At 71.8% G+C, this 24,350-nt stretch carries 11 protein-coding genes; 5 read left to right on the forward strand and 6 right to left on the reverse strand.

Features of this window, described 5'->3' with window-relative positions:
• Positions 1-12: 12 nt before the first annotated feature.
• From aroA to OHA64_RS43415, 5 genes are all read right to left on the reverse strand, one after another.
• Positions 13-3,030 carry a 3-phosphoshikimate 1-carboxyvinyltransferase gene (aroA, locus tag OHA64_RS43395; RefSeq protein ID WP_405622702.1) on the reverse strand — a complete coding sequence of 1,006 codons (3,018 nt, stop codon included), beginning with the start codon at positions 3,028-3,030 and terminating at the stop codon, positions 13-15.
• A gap of 193 nt (positions 3,031-3,223) precedes the next feature.
• The gene (locus OHA64_RS43400; protein ID WP_405622703.1) at positions 3,224-4,546 is read right to left on the reverse strand and encodes a 3-deoxy-7-phosphoheptulonate synthase; all 1,323 of its coding nucleotides are present in this window, start codon (positions 4,544-4,546) and stop codon (positions 3,224-3,226) included.
• Between the two features lie 354 nt (positions 4,547-4,900).
• Positions 4,901-5,608, reverse strand: coding sequence for an HAD-IA family hydrolase (locus OHA64_RS43405; protein WP_405622704.1), 708 nt, complete (start codon positions 5,606-5,608; stop codon positions 4,901-4,903).
• A 95-nt stretch (positions 5,609-5,703) separates the two neighbouring features.
• Positions 5,704-6,828, reverse strand: coding sequence for a Gfo/Idh/MocA family protein (locus OHA64_RS43410; RefSeq protein WP_405622705.1), 1,125 nt, complete (start codon positions 6,826-6,828; stop codon positions 5,704-5,706).
• Positions 6,825-7,988 carry a DegT/DnrJ/EryC1/StrS family aminotransferase gene (locus OHA64_RS43415; RefSeq protein ID WP_405622706.1) on the reverse strand — a complete coding sequence of 388 codons (1,164 nt, stop codon included), beginning with the start codon at positions 7,986-7,988 and terminating at the stop codon, positions 6,825-6,827. Before OHA64_RS43415 ends, OHA64_RS43410 begins: the two co-directional genes overlap by 4 nt.
• A 354-nt stretch (positions 7,989-8,342) precedes the next feature.
• Here OHA64_RS43415 and OHA64_RS43420 point away from each other — a divergent pair, with 354 nt between their 5' ends.
• The 4 genes from OHA64_RS43420 (at position 8,343) to OHA64_RS43435 (ending at position 13,314) form a co-directional block, all read left to right on the forward strand.
• Positions 8,343-8,780: a type II 3-dehydroquinate dehydratase gene (locus OHA64_RS43420; protein ID WP_405622707.1), complete on the forward strand. Its 438-nt coding sequence runs from the start codon at positions 8,343-8,345 to the stop codon at positions 8,778-8,780.
• A gap of 98 nt (positions 8,781-8,878) precedes the next feature.
• A complete protein-coding gene (locus tag OHA64_RS43425) occupies positions 8,879-9,805 on the forward strand; it encodes a GNAT family N-acetyltransferase (RefSeq protein ID WP_405622708.1) in 927 nt (308 codons plus the stop codon).
• 44 nt (positions 9,806-9,849) lie between these two features.
• Positions 9,850-12,384: an amino acid adenylation domain-containing protein gene (locus tag OHA64_RS43430; RefSeq protein ID WP_405622709.1), complete on the forward strand. Its 2,535-nt coding sequence runs from the start codon at positions 9,850-9,852 to the stop codon at positions 12,382-12,384.
• Between the two features lie 42 nt (positions 12,385-12,426).
• The gene (locus OHA64_RS43435) at positions 12,427-13,314 is read left to right on the forward strand and encodes an ROK family protein (protein WP_405622710.1); all 888 of its coding nucleotides are present in this window, start codon (positions 12,427-12,429) and stop codon (positions 13,312-13,314) included.
• Between the two features lie 138 nt (positions 13,315-13,452).
• Here the strand turns inward: OHA64_RS43435 and OHA64_RS43440 are convergent, their stop codons facing one another.
• The gene (locus tag OHA64_RS43440; RefSeq protein ID WP_405622711.1) at positions 13,453-14,490 is read right to left on the reverse strand and encodes a 3-dehydroquinate synthase family protein; all 1,038 of its coding nucleotides are present in this window, start codon (positions 14,488-14,490) and stop codon (positions 13,453-13,455) included.
• Positions 14,491-14,834: 344 nt separating this feature from the next.
• Between OHA64_RS43440 and OHA64_RS43445 the strand changes: the two genes are divergently transcribed.
• Complete coding sequence (locus OHA64_RS43445) at positions 14,835-24,335, forward strand: SDR family NAD(P)-dependent oxidoreductase (protein ID WP_405622712.1); 9,501 nt, start codon at positions 14,835-14,837, stop codon at positions 24,333-24,335.
• Positions 24,336-24,350: the final 15 nt, after the last annotated feature.

Below are 24,350 nucleotides of genomic sequence, written 5' to 3' on the forward strand. Positions count from 1 at the left end.
GCCCGTCGCGGGTCAGCCGGCGTCCTCGTCGTGGGGCCGCAAACCACGGGCCAGCGCCCGCAGTTCGAACTTCTTCACCTTGCCGATGGGGTTGCGAGGCAGGGCGTCGATCCGCTCCAGACGCTCCGGCCAGTACTGTTTGGCCACCTCATGTCCGTCGAGGTGACCCCGCATGTCCTCGAAGGTCAGCTCCGTACCGCCAGCCGGGACCACGAAGGCGCAGGCGCGCTCGCCGAGGCGCTCGTCCGGCATGGCCACCACCGCGACGTCGTCCACCGCGGGGTGTCCGAACAGCAGTTGCTCGATCTCCGCGACGGGTATCTTCTCGCCGCCGCGGTTGATCACGTCCTTGACCCGCCCGGTGATCCGCAGGAAGCCATCGGTGTCGATCGTCGCCAGATCGCCCGTGCGGTACCAGCCGTCCTCCGTGAACGCCTGGGACGTCAGGTCGGGACGCTCGAGGTAACCCTCGAAGACCGTGGGGGAACGCAGCTCGAAGTTGCCCTCCTTGCCCGCCGGCAGCACCACCCCTTCGTCGTCGGTGATCCGCAGCTCGATGCCGTCCAGCGCGCGACCGTCGGAACCCCAGCGCTGCCGGGGCTCGTCGCCGGGTGACGACAACGCGCCCAGGCAGGTCTCCGTGGTGCCGAAGGCCCCGCACACGTCGGTGCCCAGCACCCGCCCGGCCCGCTCCGCCAGACCCCGCGGCACCATGGCTCCCGTCGCCACGAAGATCCGCAGGTGCTGCGGAGTTTCGCCGCTCTCCTCCACGGCGTTCACCAGGTCGGACAGGAACGGCGTCGCCGCCTGCACGAACGTCGCCCGGTGGTCGTTGAGTGACTGCAGTGCTCGCTTGGCGTCCCACTCGGGCTGCAGGATCTGCGGCACGCCCAATACCAGGGCGAGCACCATGCCGTACAGGAAGCCCGTCTGGTGCGCGAGCGGCGACGGCACCCAGATCGCGTCCTGCTTGCCGAGCCCGAGGTGCCCGATCTCCATCGCGGCGGCCCTGACCAGGTTGCGCGTGGGCTGGGTGACCCCCTTCGGTTCGCTGGTGGTGCCCGAGGTGAAGAGCAGCTGCGCCGTCATCTCCGGTGTCGGTGCGAGGGCGTCGAGCACCACGCGGTCGACCGCCGTCGCCGACAGCGCCTGCTCCCAGTCGTGCACGGTCGTCCCGCCCGTGGGGGACTCGGGCAGCTGAGCCGAGCCGCCTGCGGTGGCCAGGACCACCACGTGATCCAGGTCCAGGTCCGAGCCGTCCTCGGCGACCAGGTCCAGCACCTCCTCGGCGGGCTGGCGCGAGCGGTGCCGGTCCGCCACGACCAGCACCCGTGCCTTGGAGCGCCGCAGGACGAAACCGAGCTCGCGCTTGCGGAAGAACGGGATGACCGGGCAGCACACGGCCCCGATGCGCAGGGCCGCCAGCGACAGCACCACGAACTCGATACGGTTCGGCAGCTGGTACGCCACGTTCTCGCCCGGCCGTACCCCGAGCCGCAGTAGCAGGGCCGCCGCACGGTCCACCTGCTCGGCCAGCTCGCTCCAGGTGATCATCTCGTCGCGGTCGGAGCGCACGTCCACGACGGCTGTGTCCTGTGGCCGGGCCTCGGCCCTTCGGCGCAGCCACTGCGGCAGCGTGACCCGCGAGGCGGCCTCGGGGCCGAAGGTCTCCGGCGTCGTCACAGGGACACCGGCGCCCGGACCGTCACTGGCGGGGCCCGCCGGGCCGTCCTCCACCGACATGGGCACAGTGAGCGTGTTCATCGCGTCGAGGAACGTCGGGTACGAGATGCGGTACGCGTTCGGATAGGTCAGCGTCGAATGCCCCCGTGCCCGCGACGACGCCACCGCGAGCGACATCAGGATGCGGTGGTCGTTGAACGAGGACAGCTTGGCCCCCGTCAGGCCGTCCACGCCCCGTACCCGCAGCACCTCGTCCGACAGTGCCAGACCGCCGCCCATGGAATTGAGCTGGAGCATGGCGGCGGCGCGGTCGGACTCCTTGAGCCGGGTGTGCGCGATGTTGCGGAACACCGACTCGCCGTGCGCGAACGTCGCGAGGGTCGACAGGATCGGCAGCATGTCGGGGATGTCGCGGCAGTCGACGTCGACCGCGGTGAGCCGCGGCGTGTCCTGCCGGATGCGGAGACCGCCGGCCGCCTCGTCGATCTCCATCGGTACGCCCATGGAGCGTGCGACGTCGAGGAAGTGGAACTCGGGGTGATCGGCCGGTCCACCCTCCAGCGTGGTGATCCCGCGCAGCAGCACATCACTGGGGTGCAGTGCTGCGGTCGCGATGCCGAACGCGGCCGAGCCGATGTCCGGCGGCAGCGTCAGCTCGACGCTGCGCGCCTGCTGGCCGGGCTCGATGTCGAAGCGCCGCCAGTCCTCGGAGACGGTCACCTCGAGGCCGAACTGCCGCATCATCGCCACGGTCAGTTCCAGGTAGGGGCGTTCGTTGAGTTCGCCCTCCACCTCGATGGTGGTGTGCCGCGTCGCGAACGGGGCCAACAGGATCAGGCCCGAGACCCACTGGGACAGGGTTCCCGCGATAGTGACGTGGCCGCCCGTGGGTCTGCGGCCCTGTACATGGATGGGCGGGCAGTCGTCGGCCGACTCCAGCTGGACACCCATCTGTTCGAGGGCGCGCAGCAGGGGGCCGACCGGGCGTCGCCTGAAGTACTTCTGCCCGGTCACCGACACGGCGCGGTCCGACAGTGAGGCCAGACCGATCATGAAGTACAGCGTCGTGCCGGAGCTGCCGGCGGAGATTGCCTCCCGGCGGGGCCTGTACTGCCCGCCGAGTCCATGCACCACGAAGGTGTCACCGTCCCTGGCGATCTGCACACCGAGGTCGCGCAGCAGTCGCACGGTGTACTCGACGTGACGGGCGTCGGACAGCCCGTGGACGAGGCTGACGCCGTCGGCGAGCGAGGCGAGGATCAGCGCACGGTGCGCGTGGTATTTCGAGTTGGGGACAAGAATTTCACCGGTGACCCGGTGCTGAATTCCGTTGACCAGAAGGTGCATGAGTCCTACTACTCCCTGACTGTGGGGTGGTGGCCGAGACAGGACAAGAAAACGGTCCGAATCCTCACGGCACACCGACGCCGAAGCATCACGCGCACGCACACAGAAAAATCGGACGCCGACCGCGTAGGGTCAGAAGTTCGAAAGGGGGAATATGTTCAGCCCACTTGGCGGCACATTCCGGGAACCCGCCCTACGTCTGGTTGATCCGCAATGCGGAGTGGTCCCGGTTCTCGAACTCCTGATAATCCGGAGCGGAAGGCAGTGACCGGCTGCCCGGGACTGCCTGCGCTTCCTGGACCACCCGTGACCCGTCTTCGGGCGCGGCGGTCCGGACGTCCACGTCGGACCAGGCGGAGACCAGCGAAACAGCCTGTTCCGGATTGAGCCGGGGGTCGCACAGGCTGGTACGCCGGACGGCCTTCCCCTCGTACACGGAGAGGTCCGCGGCACATTCGAGGACGTCGTCGGGGGTGGTCTCCAGGTGCAGTCCGCCCGCCGTGCCCCCGACGTCGGTCACGGCCCGGAGAAATCCCCGGACCTCCCGGGCCATGGTCTCCAGCAGGCGGGTCTTGTGCCCGTCCGGGCCGACGACGGTGTTCCCGTGCATGGGGTCGCTGAGCCAGATCACCGGATGGCCCGCCACCCGGACCGCCTCCACGAGCGCGGGCAGTCGGTCGGTGACTCTCTCGGCGCCCATGCGTGCGATGAGGGTGAGCCGGCCCGGTTCCCGCAGCGGATCGAGCCGTTCGCACAGGACGGTGATCTCCTCCACGGTGGTGGTCGGACCGACCTTCACGGCGACCGGGTTGACGATGCCGGCGACGAGGTCCAGGTGAGCGCCGTCCAGCTGCCGGGTCCGCTCACCGATCCACGGCCAGTGGGTGGAGCCGAGCCAGCGGCGCCCGTCACCCAACTCACGGATCAGGGGCACTTCGTAGTCGAGGACGAGCGCCTCGTGGCTCGTCCACATCCGGGTTTCGATCAGAGGCTGGTGACCCACCGCGCGGCCGCGCCAGCCCAGGTGCTCCATGACATCGCTGGCCGTCATGTACGAGGTCAGCAGGCGCAGCGGATCGTGCCGCCGGCTTTCCGGGTCGCGCTCCGGGCCGTTGACCATGTGGCCCCGGTACACCGGCAGTTCCAGGTCCCCGATCCGCTCGAGCGGCCTGGACCGCGGCTTGGCGAACTGGCCCGCGATGCGTCCGACCCGCACGACCGGCTTGTGGGTGGTCATCTTCAGCGTCGCGGCGAGCAGGTCGAGCACCGCGGATTTGCGCGACACGTACTCGGCGTCGCACTCACCCGGGTTCTCGGCGCAGTCCCCGGCCTGCACCACCAGGGCCTCACCCCGGGCCACCTGGGCCAGCAGCGTCCGCAGCACGCGCACGTCCTCCGCCCTGACCAACGGCGGACGTGCGGCCAGTACCTCCCGGATGCGCCGGACCTGTGACGGGTCGTCCCACTCGGGTTGTTGAAGGGCCGGCTTACGCATGTCGGTCACGGCTTTTCCCACGTCGGGTCTCCGGTGAAATATCGGTCGAGAAATGACTGCGATCATTGGAGGATGCTTCTCGAAGACCCTTCGACAGCCTCCGGTGGACGCCGTAGAAGGTCGGGAACGGGCCGCGGATCCCACAGCCCGGTGAATGCCACCGGTTTTCCTCCATCGGATTCTCCAAACGGTGATCCTCGGGGTCTGGAACCACCGCGTCAGGACAGTCCGATCGGGATGTCGGCCCCGTGAATGTTCCTGTCCGAGCTTTCCATCCGGCGGCCCCCGTCCCAATCCCCTGGGGATCCCCTACTCCCCCTAATCGACGCCTCTGAGCGGGGCGGCCCCCGATGACGCGGAGCATGTCGCCCGGGATCAGGGCGTGCGGGATCTGCCGACGCACACCTCGAGCAGTTCCGAGGGGGAGCGCAGTACGGCATCGGGGTTTTCCGCGAGGAGGGTCTCCTCGTCGGTCTCGCCCCACAGAGCGGCTATGGCTGCGACGCCGGCGCCCCGCGCGCTGGCGAGGTCGGTGACCGCGTCGCCGACCATGACCGTTCGCGAGGGGTCGCAGCCGAGCACGCCCAGTGCCTTGAGCACGATGTCGGGGGCAGGCTTGGGGCGTTCCACCTCGTCGGAGCCGATCACGACAGTGAACAGCTTCAGCAGCCCGAGTTGTTCGAGGAGCGAACGGGCCCGTGGTCCGCTCTTGCCGGTGGCGACGGCGAGCCCGATGTCGCGGGCCCGCAGTTCCCTGAGCATCTCCGGTACGCCGTCGAAGACCGGGACGAGGTGAGCGAGCCGGTAGCTCTCACGGACGAACGGGGCCTCCATCTCCAGCGGCAGCCCCATGATCCGCATGATGTCGGGGAAGTAGCGGCCCAGATGACGCTCGTACTCCTCGAACGGGGGCTCGCCGTCCCCGACCACCTCGGCGTAGGCGGTGGTGAACGCCTGGCGCATCACGGCGAAGCTGTTGACGAGCACCCCGTCGAGATCGAAGACGACCGCGGCTATCGGCCGCGCCCCGTTGTCACACGTGTCGGGGGTCGCGGGACCTTGGCTGGTTCCAAGACTGGTCATGGTGCTGTTGTGCTCTCCTTCGTGGGGCGGCGGCTTCGGGTGTCTGACCGCTGCCGCCGCAGTGCGGGCCCCGGCCGAACCGGTGGTCGTGCCGGTCACGCCCGGTGCGACCGGGGGCTCTCCTGCGCGGCGCGGGCCGAGGAGTAGATCCGGTCGATGGCGCCGATGGTGCGGCGCGCCTCCTCGATGGCCCGGCGTGCACCGGCTGGGTCCCGCAGCTGGGCGAGCAGCTCGTCGAGCTGCCGGTCGTACTCCGTGCCGACGGGCTCTTGGGGCACGGGGATGTCGCGGGTCCGGCCGTCGTCGATGCGGGTCAGTTCCGGGTGCGCCAGGCGGTTGGGGCTGAAGCCGAACGTGCACCGCAGGGTCGCACTGCCCGCGCTGCCGTCGATCCGGACGCGGGTGATGTCGCGCTCCTCGTGCGAGGCCCAACTCGCGTGCAGCGACACTGAGACACCGTCGTCGGTGACGAGGAACGCGCGGGCGGTGTCCTCGACGTCTATGACGCCGACGTCGGCCCGCTCGCTCTCCTGGCCGTCCTTCCCGGCGCGCCAGGAGACTCGTGCGGTCTCCCGCGCGATGAAGTCGCCCGAGACCGCGCCGGTGACCTGCGCGAAGTCGGCGGAGCCCAGCAGGGGCGCGGCGATGTCGAACAGATGCCAGCCGAGGTCCACCAGCGCCCCGCCGCCCGACAGTCGACGCCGGGTGAACCAGCCGCCCGCGTCCGGCACACCCCGGGCACGCACCCAGGACAGCTCGATGTGACGGATCGTGCCCAGGTCGCCGGCGCTCGCGAGCAGGGCCCGGACGTCGGCACGGTGGCGGGCGGCGCTGCCTGCCAGGAGCCGTGCACCGCCGACGCGTTCGGCTTCGGCCAGCTGCTCCGCCTCCGCCGACGTCAGGCACACCGGCTTCTCGAGGAAGACCGGGATGCCCTTGAGGAGCAGGCCGCCGGCGATCTCGCAGTGCAGGTGGTTGGGGACGGCCACGATGGCCAGGTCCACCTGTGCGGGGTCCGTGTCGTGCACGGCCGCCAGGACCGGGGTGTCCGGGAACTCCGCGGTGACGGCCCCGCGCGAGGCCGGGTCGGGGTCGACCGCCGCGCTCACGGCGAAGTCGGGATGGCGACGCAGCCGCGGCAGCCAGATGGAGCGAGCCGCCCAGCCGAGCCCCACCACCGCGGTGCGGATCGGCCGGCCGTCGTGGTTCGCCGCGGTCATGAGCCGAGGACGTCGGCTATGACGGCGGCGACCTCGTGCATCTGCTTCTCGGTGCCGAGCAGTGTGCGGTGGTGCAGCCACAGGCAGTCGGACGTCAGTGCCTCGGAGTTGGGGCAGCGGCGGGCCAGTTCGTCAACCGACAGGTCCGGCGCGCCCATCTCCCAGAAGGCGTCCGTGCGATAGACCGAGCGGAACGCCACGAACGCGGGGACACCTCGCTCGATGAGCGTGTCGACCACCTGTGCGCGCCGCTCCTCGGTGATGCCGGGAACCCGGAACATGGCCATGTAGTGCGGGTTGCGGTCGGCCCGGGGGTCCAGCCGCTGCGGCAGCACGCCAGGGATCTCGGCGAGCAGCGAGGACAGCAGCGGCCATCGTTCCTCACGCGTCCGGATCTGCCCGTCCAGGCGCGCCAGCTGGGCGCGCAGCACCGAGGCGGAGAACTCGTTGAGCCGGAAGTTGGAGCCCGAGGTGCGGTGGAAGTAGCCGCGGTCGTCGCGGGGGCGTCCGCAGCTGTGCCGGACGAAGGCGCGTTCCGCCATCTCGGCGGTCGGGAACAGCACCGCACCGCCCTCGCCCGCCGTCATCAACTTGCCGTTCTGGAAGGAGAACGCAGCGACTGAGCCCAGCTCACCGACCCTCCGGCCGCTCCAGGTGGCGCCCTGGGCGTGTGCCGCGTCCTGGATCAGCGGCACACCGGATTCGGCGGCGACCTTGTCGAGGGAGTCCATGTCGGCGAACTGGCCGGCCATGTGCACGGGCATGATGGCACGGGTCTTCGCGGTGACGGCTTTGGCGGCCTCGGCCGGATCGATGCAGTACGTCTCCGGGTCCACGTCCACCGGCACCACGACCGCGCCGAGGCGCTGAGCGGCCTGGGACGAGGAGATGAAGGTGAAGGCCGGCACGATCACCTCGGTGCCGGGGCCGACACCCATGACCTCCAGAGCCAGTTCGAGGGCGTGCGTGCCGTTCGTGACGGCCAGTGCGTGCTCGCTCCCGTGGTACTCGGCGAACTCCCGCTCGAAGGCGTCGACCTCGCCGCCGCCCATGCGCCACCACTGGCCCTGCTCCAGCGCACGTATGAGGCCGGTCCGCTCCGCGTCGTCGTACTGCGGCCACGCCGGAAGGTCTGAACCCAGTCGCACACCACTGCTCATGCTGTTCCTTGCTCCTTCGGTATACGCGCATGCGAATACTGCCGCGGCGAATGCCACGGAGGTCACGACACGGAACCACCCCTCACGAGCCGGGTGTTCACACGGACGCCGGCGCCGGAACAGGACCTCGGCGCGGTCCGCGCGCCCGGCCGGGCAGATCGGCAGTAGCCCCCCGGCGGGGTCGGTCATCGCAATTAGCACGCTAACCCAGGGGTTGGCGAGGCGTCATTCCCCTGCTGACCCCCCTATGTTCCCCCTTGTGATTGCGGGCATACCGAGGAGCGGTGCTTACCTGTCAACGGCCGTGCTACAAAAAGCACTTCCCGGTGGTTCCGTACAGACAAAGGGTGCGCATTGAGCAGGCTTCTGTTGGTGAACGGGCCGAATCTCGGCATACTCGGGAGCCGTCAGCCCGAGATCTACGGAACGGACACGCTCGCCGATATCGAAGGATGGGTCGCCGAAGAAGTGGCGGACCGCGGCTGGAAAGTGGAAGCGTTCCAGCACGACGGTGAGGCGGAGATGATCCGCACCATCCAGGGCAACTACGACTCCGTCGGCGCGATCGTCAATCCCGCCGCCCTGATGATGGCCGGCTGGGGACTGAGGGACGCGCTGGCCAACTATCCGCGCCCGTGGATCGAGGTCCACCTCTCCAATGTCTGGGCCCGCGAGCAGTTCCGGCACGAGTCGGTGACCGGACCGCTCGCCGCCGGAGTGATCTTCGGACTGGGTGCCACGGGCTATCGGCTCGCCGCCCGCGCGTTGCTGGAGAAGGTCACCGACCGCTGACGCGGTGCCACTGGCCGTGAGAGACCCCCTGTTTCCCGTGCGGCCGCGCCCCGCGCGACTTCGCCACGGACACGACTGAAAGCCGAGGACACCACACCATGCCCCAAGTACAGACGGCGGAATCAGTGCTGGCCGCCCACCGCGACCGGCTGCGCCCCGTCGACCGGATGATTCCGGAGGCCGATGCGCTGCCGGAGCCCGGCGAAGGCGACGAGCTGCTGGAGGTCGACGGGGCACAGGGCCTGCTGACGCACACCCGTGTCGACGCCGACGCGCTGGAGGCGGTGCTCGGCCCGCTGGACCGCTGGGAGCTGACCCCCCGGGTCTCCGGGCCCGACGAGATGGCCGCTCTGCTCACGCGCTGGCAGCAGTACATGCGGAGCCACCCGGAACGCCCCGGTGCGGACTCCATGGCCGCCGTCGAGTGGCCCAGCCGCGACGTGGCCATGACCCGGGTCCTGCGTGCCTTCGGATTCGTTCCCGAGTTCGTGATGATCGGCCGGGTCAAGGGCACCGACCTGGTGCCCGAGTCGGGCCGGGTGCACGTCCGGCGGGCCACGCCGGAGGACAGCGAGGCGGTGTTCGAACTACAGATGGTGGAGACCCGGTTCGACGCCGCCGTCAGCGGCGCCGTCGAGCGCGCCACCACCGAGGCGCTGCTGCGCGAGGAGATCACCGCGTCGTTCAAGCGCGACGAACCGCTGATCTGGGTCGCCGAGTACGAGGGCGGGATCGTGGGCATGCACCGGGGCGAGGATCCCTCCGAGCCCCAGCAGGCGTGGCTCGCGACGAAGATCGCCGCCACCCCCGTCGCGCATCTGGTCTGCCAGGCCGTCAAGGAGGGCTACCGCGGCCTGGGTATCGGCACCTCCCTCGCCAACCACGTCCACGCCGAGCTGGATGCCATGGGCATCGGCGCGTCGGTCGGTTACCACGCGATGTTCAACCCGATCTCCACGCCGTTCTGGCACCGCCACGGCTGGCGGCCGTACTGGAACCGCTGGATGCGCACCCCGGCCGTCTGAGCGGCACCGCGGCGAGAATCCGTACGAGCCCTGTGGAGGGGAACATGCTGGTGAACGCGCTGGAGGAGCGGGCAGACTCCGTTCCGGACCTCACGGCCCTCGAATGCGAGGGCGTGGAGCTCACATACCGGGAGGCGCATGAGCAGGCCAACCGGCTCGCCCGCCACCTGGTCGCCCGGGGTGTGGGGCCCGACCGCGTCGTCGCGGTGATGCTGCCACGTTCAACGGACTTGCTGGTGGCACTGCTGGCGGTGCTGAAGGCGGGCGGGGCCTACCTGGCGTTGGACCCGGAACACCCCGCCGAGCGCGTGGCATTCCAGGTCCGCGACGCCGCTCCGGTCGCCCTGCTGACGTCGACCCGCATCGACGCCGACCGCACCGACGTGGGTGCTCCCCGCGTCGTGCTGGACGATCCCGCGACGGCCGCGACGCTCGCCGAACTGCCCGCCGGACATCTGACGGACGCCGAGCGGGCCGCCGCGCCGCGGCCCGAGGACCTCGCGTACGTCATCTACACCTCGGGCTCCACCGGCACCCCCAAGGGCGTCGAAATCCCCGTGCGCGCTCTGCACAACCTGCTGGAGGCGATGCGGGAGCGGCTGGCCATGGGACCGGGTGACCGCATGCTGTCGGTCACCACCGCAACCTTCGACATGTCGGTGCCCGAGCTGTTCCTGCCGTACTACACCGGTGCCCGCGCGGTCATCGCGCCACGGGCCACAGGGCAGGACCCACAGGCCCTTGGTGACCTGATCGTCCGCGGGGAGATCGGCACCGCCCAGGCCACCCCCACTCACTGGCACATGCTGGCCACCGTCAGCCCCGAGGCGCTGCGCGGTCTGCGCATCCTCATCGGCGGCGAGGCGCTGTCGGAGAAGCTGGCGGCGGCGCTGCTCGACCTCGGTGCCGAGGTCGTCCAGTGGTACGGGCCCACGGAGACCACCGTGTGGTCCACGGTTCACCCGGTCACCGGGCCCGAGGACGCCGCCGTCATCGGCAAGCCCCTGCGCAACACCCGGCTGTACGTCCTCGACGAGGAACTGTTGCCCGTCGAAGCCGGTACCGAGGGTGAGCTGTTCATCGCCGGCGCGGGAGTGGCCCGCGGCTACCTCAACCGGCCGGAACTGACCGCCGAGCGTTTCCTGCCCGACCGTTTCGGTGACGGCAGCGCCCTGATGTACCGCACTGGCGATGTGGTGCGGCTGCGCGCGGACGGCGACCTGGAGTACGTCGGCCGTGCCGACCACCAGGTCAAACTGCACGGCTTCCGGATGGAACTCGGCGAGATCGAGGCCGCCCTGGAGCGGTCCGAGGACATCGACCAGGCGGCCGCGACGGTCCGCGAGGACCGGCCCGGCGACCGGCGCCTCGTGGCCTACGTGACAGCCGCCCCCGGTCGTGTGCCCGACGTCAAGGAGCTGCGGAACTTCGTGGCGGACACACTGCCCCTGTACATGGTGCCGTCCGCCGTGGTGGCCCTGGAGGAGTTCCCGCTCACCCCCAACGGCAAGCTCGACCGCAAGGCGCTGCCGGCCCCGGCCGTCGCGCAGACGGCGATGGTGGAGACGCACCTCACCCAGTCGGAACTGCTCCTCAGCCGGCTCTTCGCCGAGGTCCTCGGTGTGGAGCAGGTCGGACCACGCGACAGCTTCTTCGACCTCGGCGGTTCCTCGGTGCTCGCGGCACGGCTGCTGGCCCGGGTGCGCTCCGAGATGCAATTGGAGCTGTCGATCCGCATGCTGGTGGAGGCCCCGACGCCGGCCGAGCTGTCCCGGCGGCTGACGGGTGAGGAGCCGCAGGACTCCTTCGACGTACTGCTGCCGCTGATGACCAAGGGCTCGGCACGTCCGCTGTTCTGCATGCGCCACCTCGGCGGCACCGCCTGGTGCTACGGAGTGCTCGCCCAGCATTTCAGCCTGGAGTACCCCCTCTACGGCCTCCAGTCGCACACCTTCCAGGAGTTGGACACCCCCGTCGACAGCATCGCGGCCATGGCGGCGGACTACGCGGACCGCATCAGCGGCGTCCAGCCCGAGGGCCCGTACCGCATTCTCGGCTGGTCCTTCGGCGGCATCCTCGCCCACGCCGTCGCCGCAGAGTTCCAAAAGCGCGGTGAGGAGATCGAGTTCCTCGGCGTGTTCAACACCAACCCGCACATCACGGACAAGGAAGACCGTGACGAGCAGGGCCTGATCGAACTGATCCTGCTGATCAACGGCAAGGACCTCGCCGCATACGAGCGCCCGCTCACGTACGAGGACATCGCCGAGTTCGCCGACATGGCGACGAACTACGCCTGGCGCGGCAGGAAGAGCGCGGCCGAGACCTTCGTCGAGACCATGCTGACGGACCTCGGCGCCTGGAAGGCCCACACGCCCGAGAAGTACAGCGGCGCCATGCACCTGTTCGCGGCCGATCCCAGCCCGGTGGCCGAAGCGGCGTCCAGCGAGGCCTGGGCGCCGTACGTCGCGGGCGAGATCGTGCGCCACGAACTGGGCTGCGGCCACGAGGAGATGCTCAGCAGCCCCCGCGTGCTCCGCCAGGTCGCGGAGATCGTCACCGACCACCTCAGGGACTGACCCGGCCGGGAGGCAGCCATCCCCTACCACCTGGGCATCGACGTGGGCGGCACGAAGGTCGCCCTGCGTGCGGAGCACACGGACGGCGCCGTGCGCGAGGCCGGCTTCCGGTGGCCGCGGGTCCCCGACGGGCCTGTGCACGCGGCGGCGGACCTGGACCTGCTCGCCCGGCAGATCCGGGAGCTGTGCGCCGTCGCCCCGGACGAGTTGGCGGGCGTCGGCGTGGCGATGCCCGCCACCCTGGACGCGGCGGGCGTCGTCACCGCCTGGCCCAACCGCCCGGGCTGGACCGGGCTCGACCTCGGCGGCGCGCTGCGCGAGGTCTTCGGCACCGCCGAGGTGGTCTGCGCCGACGACGGCGACCTCGCCGCGCTCGCCGAGGCACATGCGGCGGGCCGTGCCGACCTGCTGTATCTCGGAGTCGGCACCGGCGTAGGGGGCGGGATCGTCCTTGGCGGCAGACTGCTGCCCGGCCCCTCGAAGGGCTCCTGCGAGATCGGCCACCTGATCGTGGACCGGTCCGGGGAACTGTGTGACTGCGGGCGCCGCGGCTGTGTGCAGTCCGTGGCCTCGGGCCCCGCCGTACTGCGCCGGGCGGCCCGCGCCCGCGGCACCGACGTGACCTTCCCCGAGCTGGTGAAGGCGCTCGCCGACGGTACGTCCTGGGCGGCCGACGCCGTACGCGAGGCCTGTGCGGCGCTGGCCGCGGCCGCTGTCGGGGTGGGCGAACTGCTTCGCCCCGCAGCCGTCGTGGTCGGTGGCGGATTCGCCGACGCCCTGCCCGGCTTCACCGAAACGGTCGGGGCGGAGACGGCGCGACTGGCCCGCCCCGGTTTCCCACCGCCGCCCGTGGAGCCCGCCCGCCTCGGGGGACTCTCCTCACTGCACGGGGCGGTCCTGCTGGCCAAGGGCCGTCCACCGGAGAACTGAGACCGGGCGGATCGCGGGGCCCACGGCCCTCATGACCGGCGGCGGTCCGCCCGCCACCGGGAACGACGTGGTCCGCGCCGGTCCGGACGAAGTCCTCGTCCGGACCGGCGTGAACCGTCCGTCGCACACAAACCTTTCTCAGGCCGCCGCGCGCGGCATCTTGGCCAGCACCCGCGCGACGACGTCCTCCGGCAGATCAGGCACCAGCTCGGCGCCGTCCTTGCCGTCCAGCACGAAGGTCAGCCCCGACATCGCCTTCTTGTCCAGCCGTACGAGCTCGATCAGCCGGGCCGGAGCGACGTCCGCGGGCAGCTCGTAGGGCAGTCCGTAGTGACGCACCACTTCCAGGTGCTCCGCCGTCCGCTGCTCGTCGATCCGGTCCAAGGCCCGGGCGAGCCGCCCCGCGAACACGGTGCCGATCGCCACCGCCTCGCCGTGCCGCAGCCGGAAGTCCGTGGCCAGCTCCAACGCGTGGCCCAGGGTGTGGCCGTAGTTGAGCAGGTGGCGCAGGCCGGTGTCGCGCTCGTCGGCGGACACGATCTGTGCCTTGCGCGCCACACTCGCCGCGATCTGCTCCGGCAGCGGCAGCTCCCGCAGGTCGCCGGCGCCGATGAAGTGGCAGCGGGCGATCTCCCCGTAGCCGTTGAGCATCTCCCGCTCGGGCAGGGTCTCCAGGTAGTCGGTGTCGCACAGCACCGCACTGGGCTGCCAGTAGGCGCCGATGAGGTTCTTGCCCTCGGGTGTGTTCACCGCGGTCTTGCCGCCGACGCTGGCGTCCACCTGCGCGAGCAGCGTGGTCGGCAGATGTACCACGGGCACCCCGCGGTGGAAGAGGGCGGCGGCGAGACCCACGACGTCCGTCGTGGTGCCGCCGCCGACCGAGACGACGACATCGTCACGGGTCAGGCCGAAACGCACGAACTCCCGGCACAGCGATTCGACCGTGCCGAGCGTCTTGTCCCTCTCGCCGTCACGGGCTCGCAGGACCAGCGAAGGCACGCCGGGGTCGGGAATCCAGGCGTCCGGCCGGGCCGAGACCACCGCCGCGCGCCGCGCTCCCAGCCGCTCGACGATCCCGGACAGCGAGTGCCGCACCCCGGGTCCGATGTCGACGGGATAGGCGCGGTCGCCGAGTTCCACCCGGATACGGGTGTGATGGGGTGCCGAATTCGTCATGTCCGTGTGTGTCCCTTTCCCTGCCGTCCCGCCGTCGCAGGAAGGCTTCCGGGGAAAAGAAATCCCGCTCCCGGGGAACTGTCGGAAATGCGATGGCCGCTTATCGCGGTGTATTTCGGGCTGACAGTCAATAACGCCGTGACTGTCAGTACGGCGATGGAGCCTAATGCCGTCGGTCCGCCGCTCCAACCCCTGCTGATTAATTCTGGTCACTCTTCAAGTTAGGGATGTGTAGGGGGGTGATGAGGGGGTGTGGGGGAGCGTCGGATGACAAGACTGGGCCGGGTAGGGCGTCTGCCCTTGCGGACTGCCCGTCTGCTCTCGCCCCGGAGGGATGACGACACATGTTGCGCACGGAGCTGATCCGGCCGCTTCCCGAGCTGCTGGTCCACCAGGCCCGGCAATTCGGTGCCAAGATCGCCTACCGGGACGCCCGACGGAGCGTCAGCTACACCGACCTGGAGTCGCGGACCCGACGACTGGCCGGACACCTGGCGGAGTTGCGGCTGCAACCGGGCGACCGTGCGGCCATCTGCCTGGGCAACCGCGTCGAGGTCGTCGAGAGTTACTACGCGATCACCCGGGCCAGTGCCATCGGAGTCCCCGTCAACCCGCAGAGCAGTGACGCGGAACTCGCGCACGTCCTCGACGACAGCGGCGCCCGGATCGTCATCACCGACCACCCGCATGTGGAACAGCTGCGGCGCCTGCTTCCGGACCGTCCGCACCTCACGGTCGTCCTGGTCGGCGACGGGCCGGTGCCGTCGGGTTTCCTGCCCTACGAATCGTTCGTGACCCGGGAACCCGCCACGCCGGCCCGTGACGACCTCGGTCTCGACGATCTGGCGTGGATGCTCTACACCTCGGGCACCACTGGCAGGCCCAAGGGCGTGCTCTCCACCCAGCGAAACTGCCTGTGGTCGGTGGCCGCCTGCTATGTGCCGGTGCCCGGGCTCGGCCCCGAGGACCGCGTCGTGTGGCCTCTGCCTCTCTTCCACAGCCTCTCGCACATCGCCTGTGTGCTCTCCGTGGTGGCCGTGGGCGCCAGCGCCCGCATCGTCGACGGTCTGTCGGCCGAGGACGTGCTGACCGCACTGGACGAGGAGCGCGCCACCTTCCTGGCCGGCGTGCCCACCCTGCTGCACTACCTGCTCGACGCGGCCCGCGACCGCGGCTTCACCGCTCCACAGTTGCGTGTGGCCCTGGTGGGTGGCGCGGTCACCACGGCATCGTTGCGCCGGTCGTTCGAGCGTGTCTTCGGCGTTCCCCTCATCGACGCCTACGGCTCCACCGAGACCTGCGGCTCCATCACCGTCAACTGGCCCTCGGGTGCCCGCGCCGAGGGCTCCTGCGGCCTGCCGGTGGTGGGTCTGGGAGTACGCCTGGTGGACACGCGGACCGGCGAGGACGTCGCCGACGGCCAGGAGGGCGAGGTGTGGGTGCGCGGGCCGAGTGTCATGGCCGGCTACCACAACCAGCCCGAAGCCACCGCGGCCGCCTTCCACGACGGCTGGTACCGCACCGGAGACCTGGCCCGCCGTGACGAGGCCGGCTACTTCACGATCACCGGCCGCCGGAAGGAACTGATCATCCGCGCCGGGGAGAACATCCACCCGGGAGAGGTGGAGGAGGTCTTGCGCACCGTCCCCGGCGTCGCCGACGTCGCGGTGGTCGGCAAGCCGCACGACGTGCTGGGCGAGGTACCGGTCGCGTTCATCGTCCCCGGCCCTCAGGGACCGGACACGGAACGGCTGTTCGCCGAGTGCCGCGACCGCCTCTCCTACTTCAAGGTGCCCGAAGAGCTGTACGAGATCGAGGCGATCCCGCGCACCGCCTCGGGCAAGATCGTGCGGCATCGGCTGCTGGAGACGCCCGCCCGACTGCGTGCCACCAGCAGCGGCCTGTACGACTCGCTGTTCCGCGTCGACTGGATACCCAGCTCCCCGCTCTCCCTGGGCGCAGCCCCGGGCGAGCCGGGCGACTGGGCGCTGGCGGGCTCCGACTCGCTCGGCCTGGCCGCCGCCCTTCAGGACGCCGGCGTACCGTGCGAGGTCCACACCGACCCGGCCGCCGCCCGCACGGCCGCCCGGGGCGGCACCGGCGTCCTCCTCGCGGACCGGACCGCCTACGACGCCGGGGCGGGCATCGAGGAGTTCGTCGCGTCCCTGCAGGACTGGCTGGCCGACGACCGCAACGAGAACGTCACGCTCGTGATCCTCACCCGGCGCGCCGTGGCCGCCGGCGACGGCGAGGACGTACAGGACCCCGCGCACACCCCGCTGTGGGGCCTGGTCCGCGCGCTGCAGACCGAGCACCCGGGCAGGCTCGTGCTCGCCGACCTGGACAGCGACGGTCTCGGCAAGGACGGCGCGCGCCTCCTGGCCGCCGCCGTGAACGCCGGTGAACCGCAGTTCGCCATCCGCTCCGGTGTCGCCCTGCTGCCGCGCTTCGCCCGCGTCTCCATGGACCGCGAGGAGCAGCCGCTTCCGTTGCTCGACCCCGACGGGACGGTCCTGGTCACCGGCGCCGCCACCGCCCAGGGAGCCGCGCTCGCCCGCCACCTCGTGACCGCGCACGACGCCCACCACCTGCTGCTGGGCTTCACCCCCGGACACGGCGACGAGAGCGTACAGACGCTGTGCGCCGAACTCGCCGGGGCCGGCGCCCGCGCCACCGCGGTCGCGTGCGACCCGGGCGACCGCGCCGCGCTCGCCGAGCTGCTCGCGGACGGTGGCCGACCGCCGCTGACGGCCGTGGTGCACGCGGAGGAGATCACCGGAACCGGCACCGTGTCCGCCGCGGCGCACGCCCTGCACGACCTGACCGCCGACCGCGACCTGGCCGCCTTCGTCCTGTGCTCCTCTCCCCTGGGAGTCCTGGGCGCCCCCGGCGCCGGCGACATCGCAGCCGAGAGCGCCGCGCTGGAGGCGCTGGCCCAGCACCGGCGCGCCCATGGCCTGCCCGCGTTGTCCCTGGCCTGGGGGCCCTGGAAGGACGGCGCGGCCGAGAGCGCCGTACCCTTCGCTGCGGGCGAACTCACCGAACAGCAGGCCCTGGTGATGTTCGACGCCGCGCACGCCGCCGGCGAGGCCGCGTTCATCGCGATGCGCCTCGACAACGCCGCCCTGCTCACCGGCCCGGTCCCCGCACCGTTGCGCGGACTGATCGACACCACGGCTCAGGAGGCGCGCGCCGAGACCTCGGAGCTGCGCGGCCGACTGGAGAGCCTGCCCGCCGAGGAGCAGGAGGAATTCCTGCTGCGGCTGGTGCGCACCGAGGCCGCCGCGGTCCTCGGAAGCACCGGCACCGAGGACGTCCCGGCCGACCGGGCCTTCAAGGAGCTGGGGTTCACCTCCGTGATGGTCGTGGCCCTGCGCGACCGGCTCAGCACCGCCACCGGACTGCGGCTCCCCGCCACCAGTGCCTTCGACCACCCCACCCCCGAAGCCCTGGCGCACCGTCTGCTGGAGGAGGTCTACGGCGAGACCGCCGACGTCCCGGCCCGGCCCGCCCCCGCCGCGGTCTCCGACGAGCCGATCGCCATCGTCTCGATGGGCTGCCGGCTGCCGGGCGGCGTCACGTCACCCGAAGACCTGTGGCGGCTGGTCGCCGACGGCGCCGACGGCCGCTCCCCTTTCCCGTCCGACCGGGGCTGGAACCTGGAGGAGCTGTACGACCCCGACCCCGACGCCACCGGAAAGTCGTACGTCACGCAAGGCGGCTTCCTCGACGACGTGGCCGGCTTCGACGCCGAGTTCTTCGGGATCTCCCCGCGCGAGGCGGTGGCGATGGACCCCCAGCAGCGGCTGCTGCTGGAGACCTCCTGGGAGGTCCTCGAACGCGCGGACCTGGACGTGCCGGCCCTGCGCGGCGCGGACGTCGGCGTCTTCGCAGGGGTCATGTACCACGACTACACCTCTCGGGCGGTGCGGCCCGCGAGGGAGATCGAGGGCTACCTCGGCGTCGGCGGCGCAGGCAGCGTCGTCTCGGGCCGGGTGTCGTACACCTTCGGCTTCGAAGGCCCCGCCGTGACGGTGGACACGGCGTGCTCGTCCTCGCTGGTCGCCCTGCACCTAGCCGCCCAGGCGCTGCGCGCGGGGGAGTGCTCCCTGGCGCTGGCGGGCGGTGTCGCGGTGATGGCGACCCCGGGCAGCTTCGTCGAGTTCTCGCGGCAGCGCGGACTCGCTCCCGACGGACGCTGCAAGGCCTTCGCCGCCGCGGCGGACGGCACCGGCTGGTCCGAGGGCGTGGCGCTGCTGCTGCTGGAGCGGCTGTCGGACGCCCGCCGCAACGGCCACGAGGTCCTCGCCGTCGTCCGCGGCTCCGCCATCAACCAGGACGGCGCCTCCAACGGCCTCACCGCGCCCAACGGCCCCTCCCAGCAGCGCGTCATCCGCCAGGCCCTCGCCAACGCGGACCTCACCCCCGCCGACGTCGACGCCGTCGAGGCGCACGGCACCGGCACCTCCCTCGGCGACCCGATCGAGGCGCAGGCCCTTCTCGCCACCTACGGTCAGGAACGGCCCGGCGACGGCCACCCGCTGTGGCTCGGCTCCCTCAAGTCCAACATCGGCCACGCGCAGGCCGCCGCCGGTGCGGCAGGCGTGATCAAGATGGTGCAGGCGATGCGGCACGGCGTGCTGCCCCGGACGCTCCACATCGACGCCCCGACGCCCGAAGTGGACTGGACCCGCGGCGCGGTCGAACTGCTCACCGAGCCCAGGCCCTGGCCCGAGACCGGACGCCCGCGCCGCGCCGGTGTGTCCTCCTTCGGTATCAGCGGCACCAACGCCCACGTCGTCCTCGAACAGCCCACCGAGGACCCCGCCACGACTCCCGCCGACGCACCGGACCCGGCGGACACGACGGAGCGCGCGCTGCCCGACGGACTCGTCCCGCTCGTCCTCTCCGCCAAGTCTCCACAGGCCCTGCGCGCGCAGGCCGGACGTGTCGCCGCCCTTCTCGACGCGGAGCAGGCGCCCGCCCTCGCCGATGTCGCCCGCACACTCAGCGGCCGCTCCGCCTTCGAGCACCGCGCGGTCGTGGTCGCCCGCTCCGCGGACGAGGCCCGCGACGCCCTGGCCGCCCTCGCCGCAGGCGACGGCACGACCGGCACCGCCACCGACGGCAAACTCGCCGTGGTCTTCTCCGGCCAGGGCGCGCAACGCCCCGGGACGGGCCGCGACCTGTACGCGTCGTTCCCGGTGTACGCCCGCGCCTTCGACGAGGTCTGCCACACCCTGGACCGCTGGCTCGACCGCCCGCTGCGGGACGTCGTCCTCGCCGAACCCGGCACTCCCGACGCCGATCTGCTCGACCAAACCGCCTACACCCAGGCGGCCCTGTTCGCCGTGGGAGTGGCCCTCTACCGGCTGGTCGAGTCCTGGGGCGTGCGCCCCGATCTGGTCGCCGGGCACTCCATCGGTGAGCTCGCCGCCGCCCATGTGGCCGGTGTGTGGTCCCTGGAGGACGCCGCGGCCCTGGTCGCCGCCCGCGGCGCGATGATGCAGCGGCTGCCTGAGGGCGGTGCCATGATCGCCGTACAGGCCACCGAGGACGAGGTCGTCGCCGAGCTCACCGAGGGAGTCGCCGTCGCGGCGCTCAACGGCCCCGAAGCCGTCGTCCTCTCGGGTGACGCGCCCGCCGTCGAAGCCGTGGCCGCCGTGCTCGCGGCCCGCGGCCGCAAGACGAAACGGCTGCGCGTCTCGCACGCCTTCCACTCGCCGCGCATGGAGCCGATGCTCGACGCCTTCCACGAGGTCGCCGCCGGGCTGAGCTTCCACACCCCCGCGCTGCCCGTCGTCTCCAACCTGACCGGCTCCCTCGCCGACCCCGCACAGCTGTGCTCCGCGGAGTACTGGGTACGCCACGTCCGCGGCACGGTCCGCTTCGCCGACGGCCTGCGCACCCTGCGCGAACAGGGCGTCACCACCGTGCTCGAACTCGGGCCCGGCGGAGTGCTGACCGCCATGGCGCAGGACTGCCTTCCCGAGGCTGTCGACTGCGTGGCCGCACTGCGCGACGGACGGCCGGAACCCGCGACGCTGCTCGCCGCCGTCGCCCGGGCCCACACCAGGGGCGCCCGCGTCGACTGGCCCACGCTGTTCGCCGGCAGCGGCGCCCGCGGCACCGTCGTACCGACGTACGCCTTCCAGCACCGGCGCTACTGGCTCGACGCCGCCCCCGGCGCCGGTGACCTCGGAGCCGCGGGCCTCACCGCGACCGGCCACCCGCTGCTGACCGCTGCGGTGGAACTGCCCGAGGCCGATGCCGTCACCTTCACCGGGCGCCTGTCCCGGGCCGACCGGCCCTGGCTCGCCGACCACGCGGTCGACGGCACGGTCCTGCTGGCCGGAACGGCGCTGGTCGAGATGGCCGTCCGGGCCGGCGACGAGGTCGGGCACGGCGCCCTCCGCGAACTCGTCCTGGCCGCGCCCCTGGTGCTGCCCGCAGACGGTGCCGCACGCATCCGCGTGCACGTCGGCGCCCCGGACGAGACCGGCGACCGCCCCGTCTCCGTCCACTCCCGCCCCGACGGCGACGACGGGGCGTGGACCCGTCACGCGAACGGTGCCCTGACACGGACGAACCCCGGTGACGCTCCGGGCATCGACACCACCCCGTGGCCCCCGCCGAACGCCGTGGCCGTGCCCGTCACGGACTTCTACCGGCAACGCGCCGAGGCCGGCTACGAGTACGGCCCCGCCTTCCAGGGACTGCGCGCGGTGTGGACCAACGGAGAGGAGGTTTTCGCCGAGATCGCCCTCGACGACGAACACCACGACGACGCCGACCTGTTCGGCCTGCACCCGGCCCTCTTCGACGCGGCCCTGCACCCCAGCGCCTTCGGCGGCGTCGCCGAACCCGGCGACGGAAGGCGTCTGCTGCCCTTCGCGTGGAACGGCGTACGACTGCACGCCTCGGGTGCCAAGGCCCTGCGGGTCCGGCTGACCCCCGCCGGAGAGAGCGGGGTGTCCCTGCGCATCACCGACGCCAACGGAGCCCCGATCGTCGACGTCGACTCCCTCGTCCTGCGCCCCGTGGCGGCCGAACACCTGCGCCCGGCCACCGAAGCCGGACACGAATCCCTGTTCCGTACGACGTGGACGCCGCTGCCGGCCACGGCGCGCGCGGACGTTCCCCACGGCATCCGCGCCCTCGACGCCACCGGAGACGGCACCTCGGCCGAGGACGTACACGCGCTCGCCGACCGTGTGCTGGGAGACCTCCAGGCATTTCTGGCCGAGCCCGGCGACGACACATCGCGGCTGCTGGTGGTCACCAGGGGCGCCGTCGCCGTTCTCGACGGCGAGAGCGTCACCGACCCGGCGGCAGCCGCGGTCTGGGGCCTGGTGCGCTCCGCCCAGGCCGAGCACCCCGACCGCTTCCTCCTGGCCGACATCGACGGACACGACGCCTCCCGTGACGCGCTCACCGGGCTCCCGGCGGTGGCCGCGGCCATGGAGGAGTCGCAGTTCGCGGTACGTGACGGCGAGGTGTCCGTGCCCCGCCTCGTCCGCGCCGCCGCGGTCGGCCTGACGGTTCCCGACGGCGCCGGCACCTGGCATCTGGACACCACCGGGCCCGGCACCCTGGAGAACCTGGCCCTCGTGCCGAATGCCGCATCCGGCCCACTGGCCCCCGGCCAGGTCCGTGTGGCCGTCCGCGCCGCAGGCATGAACTTCCGGGACGTCATGATCGCCCTGGACATGTACCCCGGGAGGGCCGCGATCGGCGGCGAGGGCGCGGGCATCGTCATGGAGACCGGCCCCGGCGTGACCGGCCTGGCGCCCGGTGACCGGGTCATGGGCCTGTTCCCCGGCGGGGCGTTCGGCCCGGAGGCCATGACCGACCACCGCAGGCTCGTTCGCGTCCCCGAGGGATGGACGTTCGCACAGGCCGCCGCCGCGCCCATCGCGTTCCTCACCGCCCTCTACGGCCTGCGCGACCTGGCCGGCGTCCGGCCCGGTGAGACCGTCCTGGTCCACGCCGCGGCCGGCGGCGTCGGCATGGCCGCCGTCCAGGTCGCCCGACACCTGGGCGCCGAGGTCTACGGCACCGCCAGCCCCGGCAAGTGGGACACCCTCCGTGCCCGCGGACTCGACGACGCGCACCTGGCCAACTCCCGCACCACCGACTTCGAGCAGCACTTCCTCGACGCCACCGACGGCCGCGGCGTCGACGTCGTCCTCGACGCACTGGCCGGCGAGTTCGTCGACGCGTCCCTGCGCCTGCTGCCGCGGGGCGGGCGCTTCCTGGAGATGGGCAAGACCGACATCCGTGACGCCACCGAGGTCGCCGAACGCCACCCCGGGGTCGAGTACCGCGCCTACGATCTCGCGGAGGCGGACGACGACCGCATCCGCGAGCTGCTGGACGAACTCGTCGGCCTCTTCGACCGCGGAACCCTCACCCCGCTGCCGGTGACGGCATGGGACGTACGGCACGCCCCGGACGCCTTCCGGCACCTCAGCCGGGCCCGCCACACCGGCAAGGCCGTCCTGACCCTGCCACACCGGCCCGACCCCGACGGCACCGTCCTGGTCACCGGCGGCACCGGCTCCCTCGGCGCACTCGTCGCCCGCCACCTCGTCACCGAACACGGCGCCCGCAACCTGCTGCTCACCAGCAGGCGCGGCCCCGACGCGCCCGGCGCGCGGGAACTCACCGCCGAACTCACCGCCCTGGGGGCGACCGTACGTGTCGAGGCCTGCGACGCCGCCGACCGCGACGCCCTGGCCCTGCTGCTGGACTCCGTCCCCGCGACCGCACCCCTGACGGCCGTCGTGCACACCGCCGGCGTCGTCGACGACGGCGTGCTCGCCGCGCTCACCCCGCAGCGGATGGCCACCGTCCTGCGGCCCAAGGCCGACGCCGCCCTCAACCTGCACGAGCTGACCCGGGACCTCGACCTCGCCGCCTGGGTGCTGTTCTCCTCGGCCGCAGGTGTCCTCGGCAACCCCGGGCAGGCCAACTACGCGGCAGCCAACTCCTTCCTCGACGGACTCGCCCGCGTCCGCAGTGCCGAAGGTCTGCCCGCGGTGTCACTCGCCTGGGGCCTGTGGTCGCACGCGAGCGGCATGACCAGCACCCTCGCCGAAACCGACCTCCGGCGCACCGAACGCGACGGCATGCTCGGGCTGACGGCCGAGGAGGGACTGGCCCTCCTCGACGCCGCCCTGACCGCCGGGGAACCGGCCCTCGTGCCGACCCGGCTCGACCTGAGCGTGCTGCGTGACCGGGCCGCTTCCGGCGGGCTTCCCCCGATGCTGCGCGCACTCGTGCGCGCGCCCCGCCGCGCCGCCACCGCCGGTACGGCCCCCCAACGCACTCTGGCCGAACGGCTCGCGGGACTCCCCGCGGAGGAGAAGGCCGCCCTCGTTCTGGACGTGGTCCTCAAGGAAGCCGCGACCGTCCTCGGCCACATGGACGCCTCACTGGTCGTACCCGACCGCGCCTTCAAGGAGGCCGGGTTCGACTCGCTGACAGCGGTGGAACTGCGCAACCGGCTCGGCAGGGCGGCGGGTACCAGGCTGCCCACGACGGCCGTGTTCGACTACCCGGCGCCCACCGCGCTCGCCGACTACCTGCTCAAGGCCCTCGACCAGGAATCCGATCCGGTCGCGGCCAGACTCGACGCCCTGGAAGCGGCGCTCGACGCCCTGCTGGCGGAGGAACTGGAGCACTCCGGCATCCACTCCCGCCTGCGGTTCCTCGGATCGAGGCTCGAAGAAGCCGCCCTGAAGGGCGGCCCCGACGAGAGCGGCGACCGGACCCGGCACCTCGAAGCCGCCACCGCCGACGACGTCTACGCCTTCATCGACAACGAGCTCGGGCTCGGCTGACCCGCCAGGCACGCG

The sequence above is a fragment of the Streptomyces sp. NBC_00076 genome (assembly GCF_045041235.1).
Taxonomy (GTDB): Bacteria; Actinomycetota; Actinomycetes; order Streptomycetales; family Streptomycetaceae; genus Streptomyces.

Bases quoted from the DNA above. Each gene is read 5' to 3' on its own strand.
- OHA64_RS43425 (WP_405622708.1), top strand. From the start codon at position 8,879: ATGCCCCAAGTACAGACGGCGGAATCAGTGCTGGCCGCCCACCGCGAC.
- OHA64_RS43405 (WP_405622704.1), bottom strand. From the start codon at position 5,608: ATGACCAGTCTTGGAACCAGCCAAGGTCCCGCGACCCCCGACACGTGT.
- OHA64_RS43440 (WP_405622711.1), bottom strand. From the start codon at position 14,490: ATGACGAATTCGGCACCCCATCACACCCGTATCCGGGTGGAACTCGGC.
- OHA64_RS43410 (WP_405622705.1), bottom strand. From the start codon at position 6,828: ATGACCGCGGCGAACCACGACGGCCGGCCGATCCGCACCGCGGTGGTG.
- OHA64_RS43430 (WP_405622709.1), top strand. From the start codon at position 9,850: ATGCTGGTGAACGCGCTGGAGGAGCGGGCAGACTCCGTTCCGGACCTC.
- OHA64_RS43415 (WP_405622706.1), bottom strand. From the start codon at position 7,988: ATGAGCAGTGGTGTGCGACTGGGTTCAGACCTTCCGGCGTGGCCGCAG.
- OHA64_RS43445 (WP_405622712.1), top strand. From the start codon at position 14,835: ATGTTGCGCACGGAGCTGATCCGGCCGCTTCCCGAGCTGCTGGTCCAC.
- aroA (WP_405622702.1), bottom strand. From the start codon at position 3,030: ATGCACCTTCTGGTCAACGGAATTCAGCACCGGGTCACCGGTGAAATT.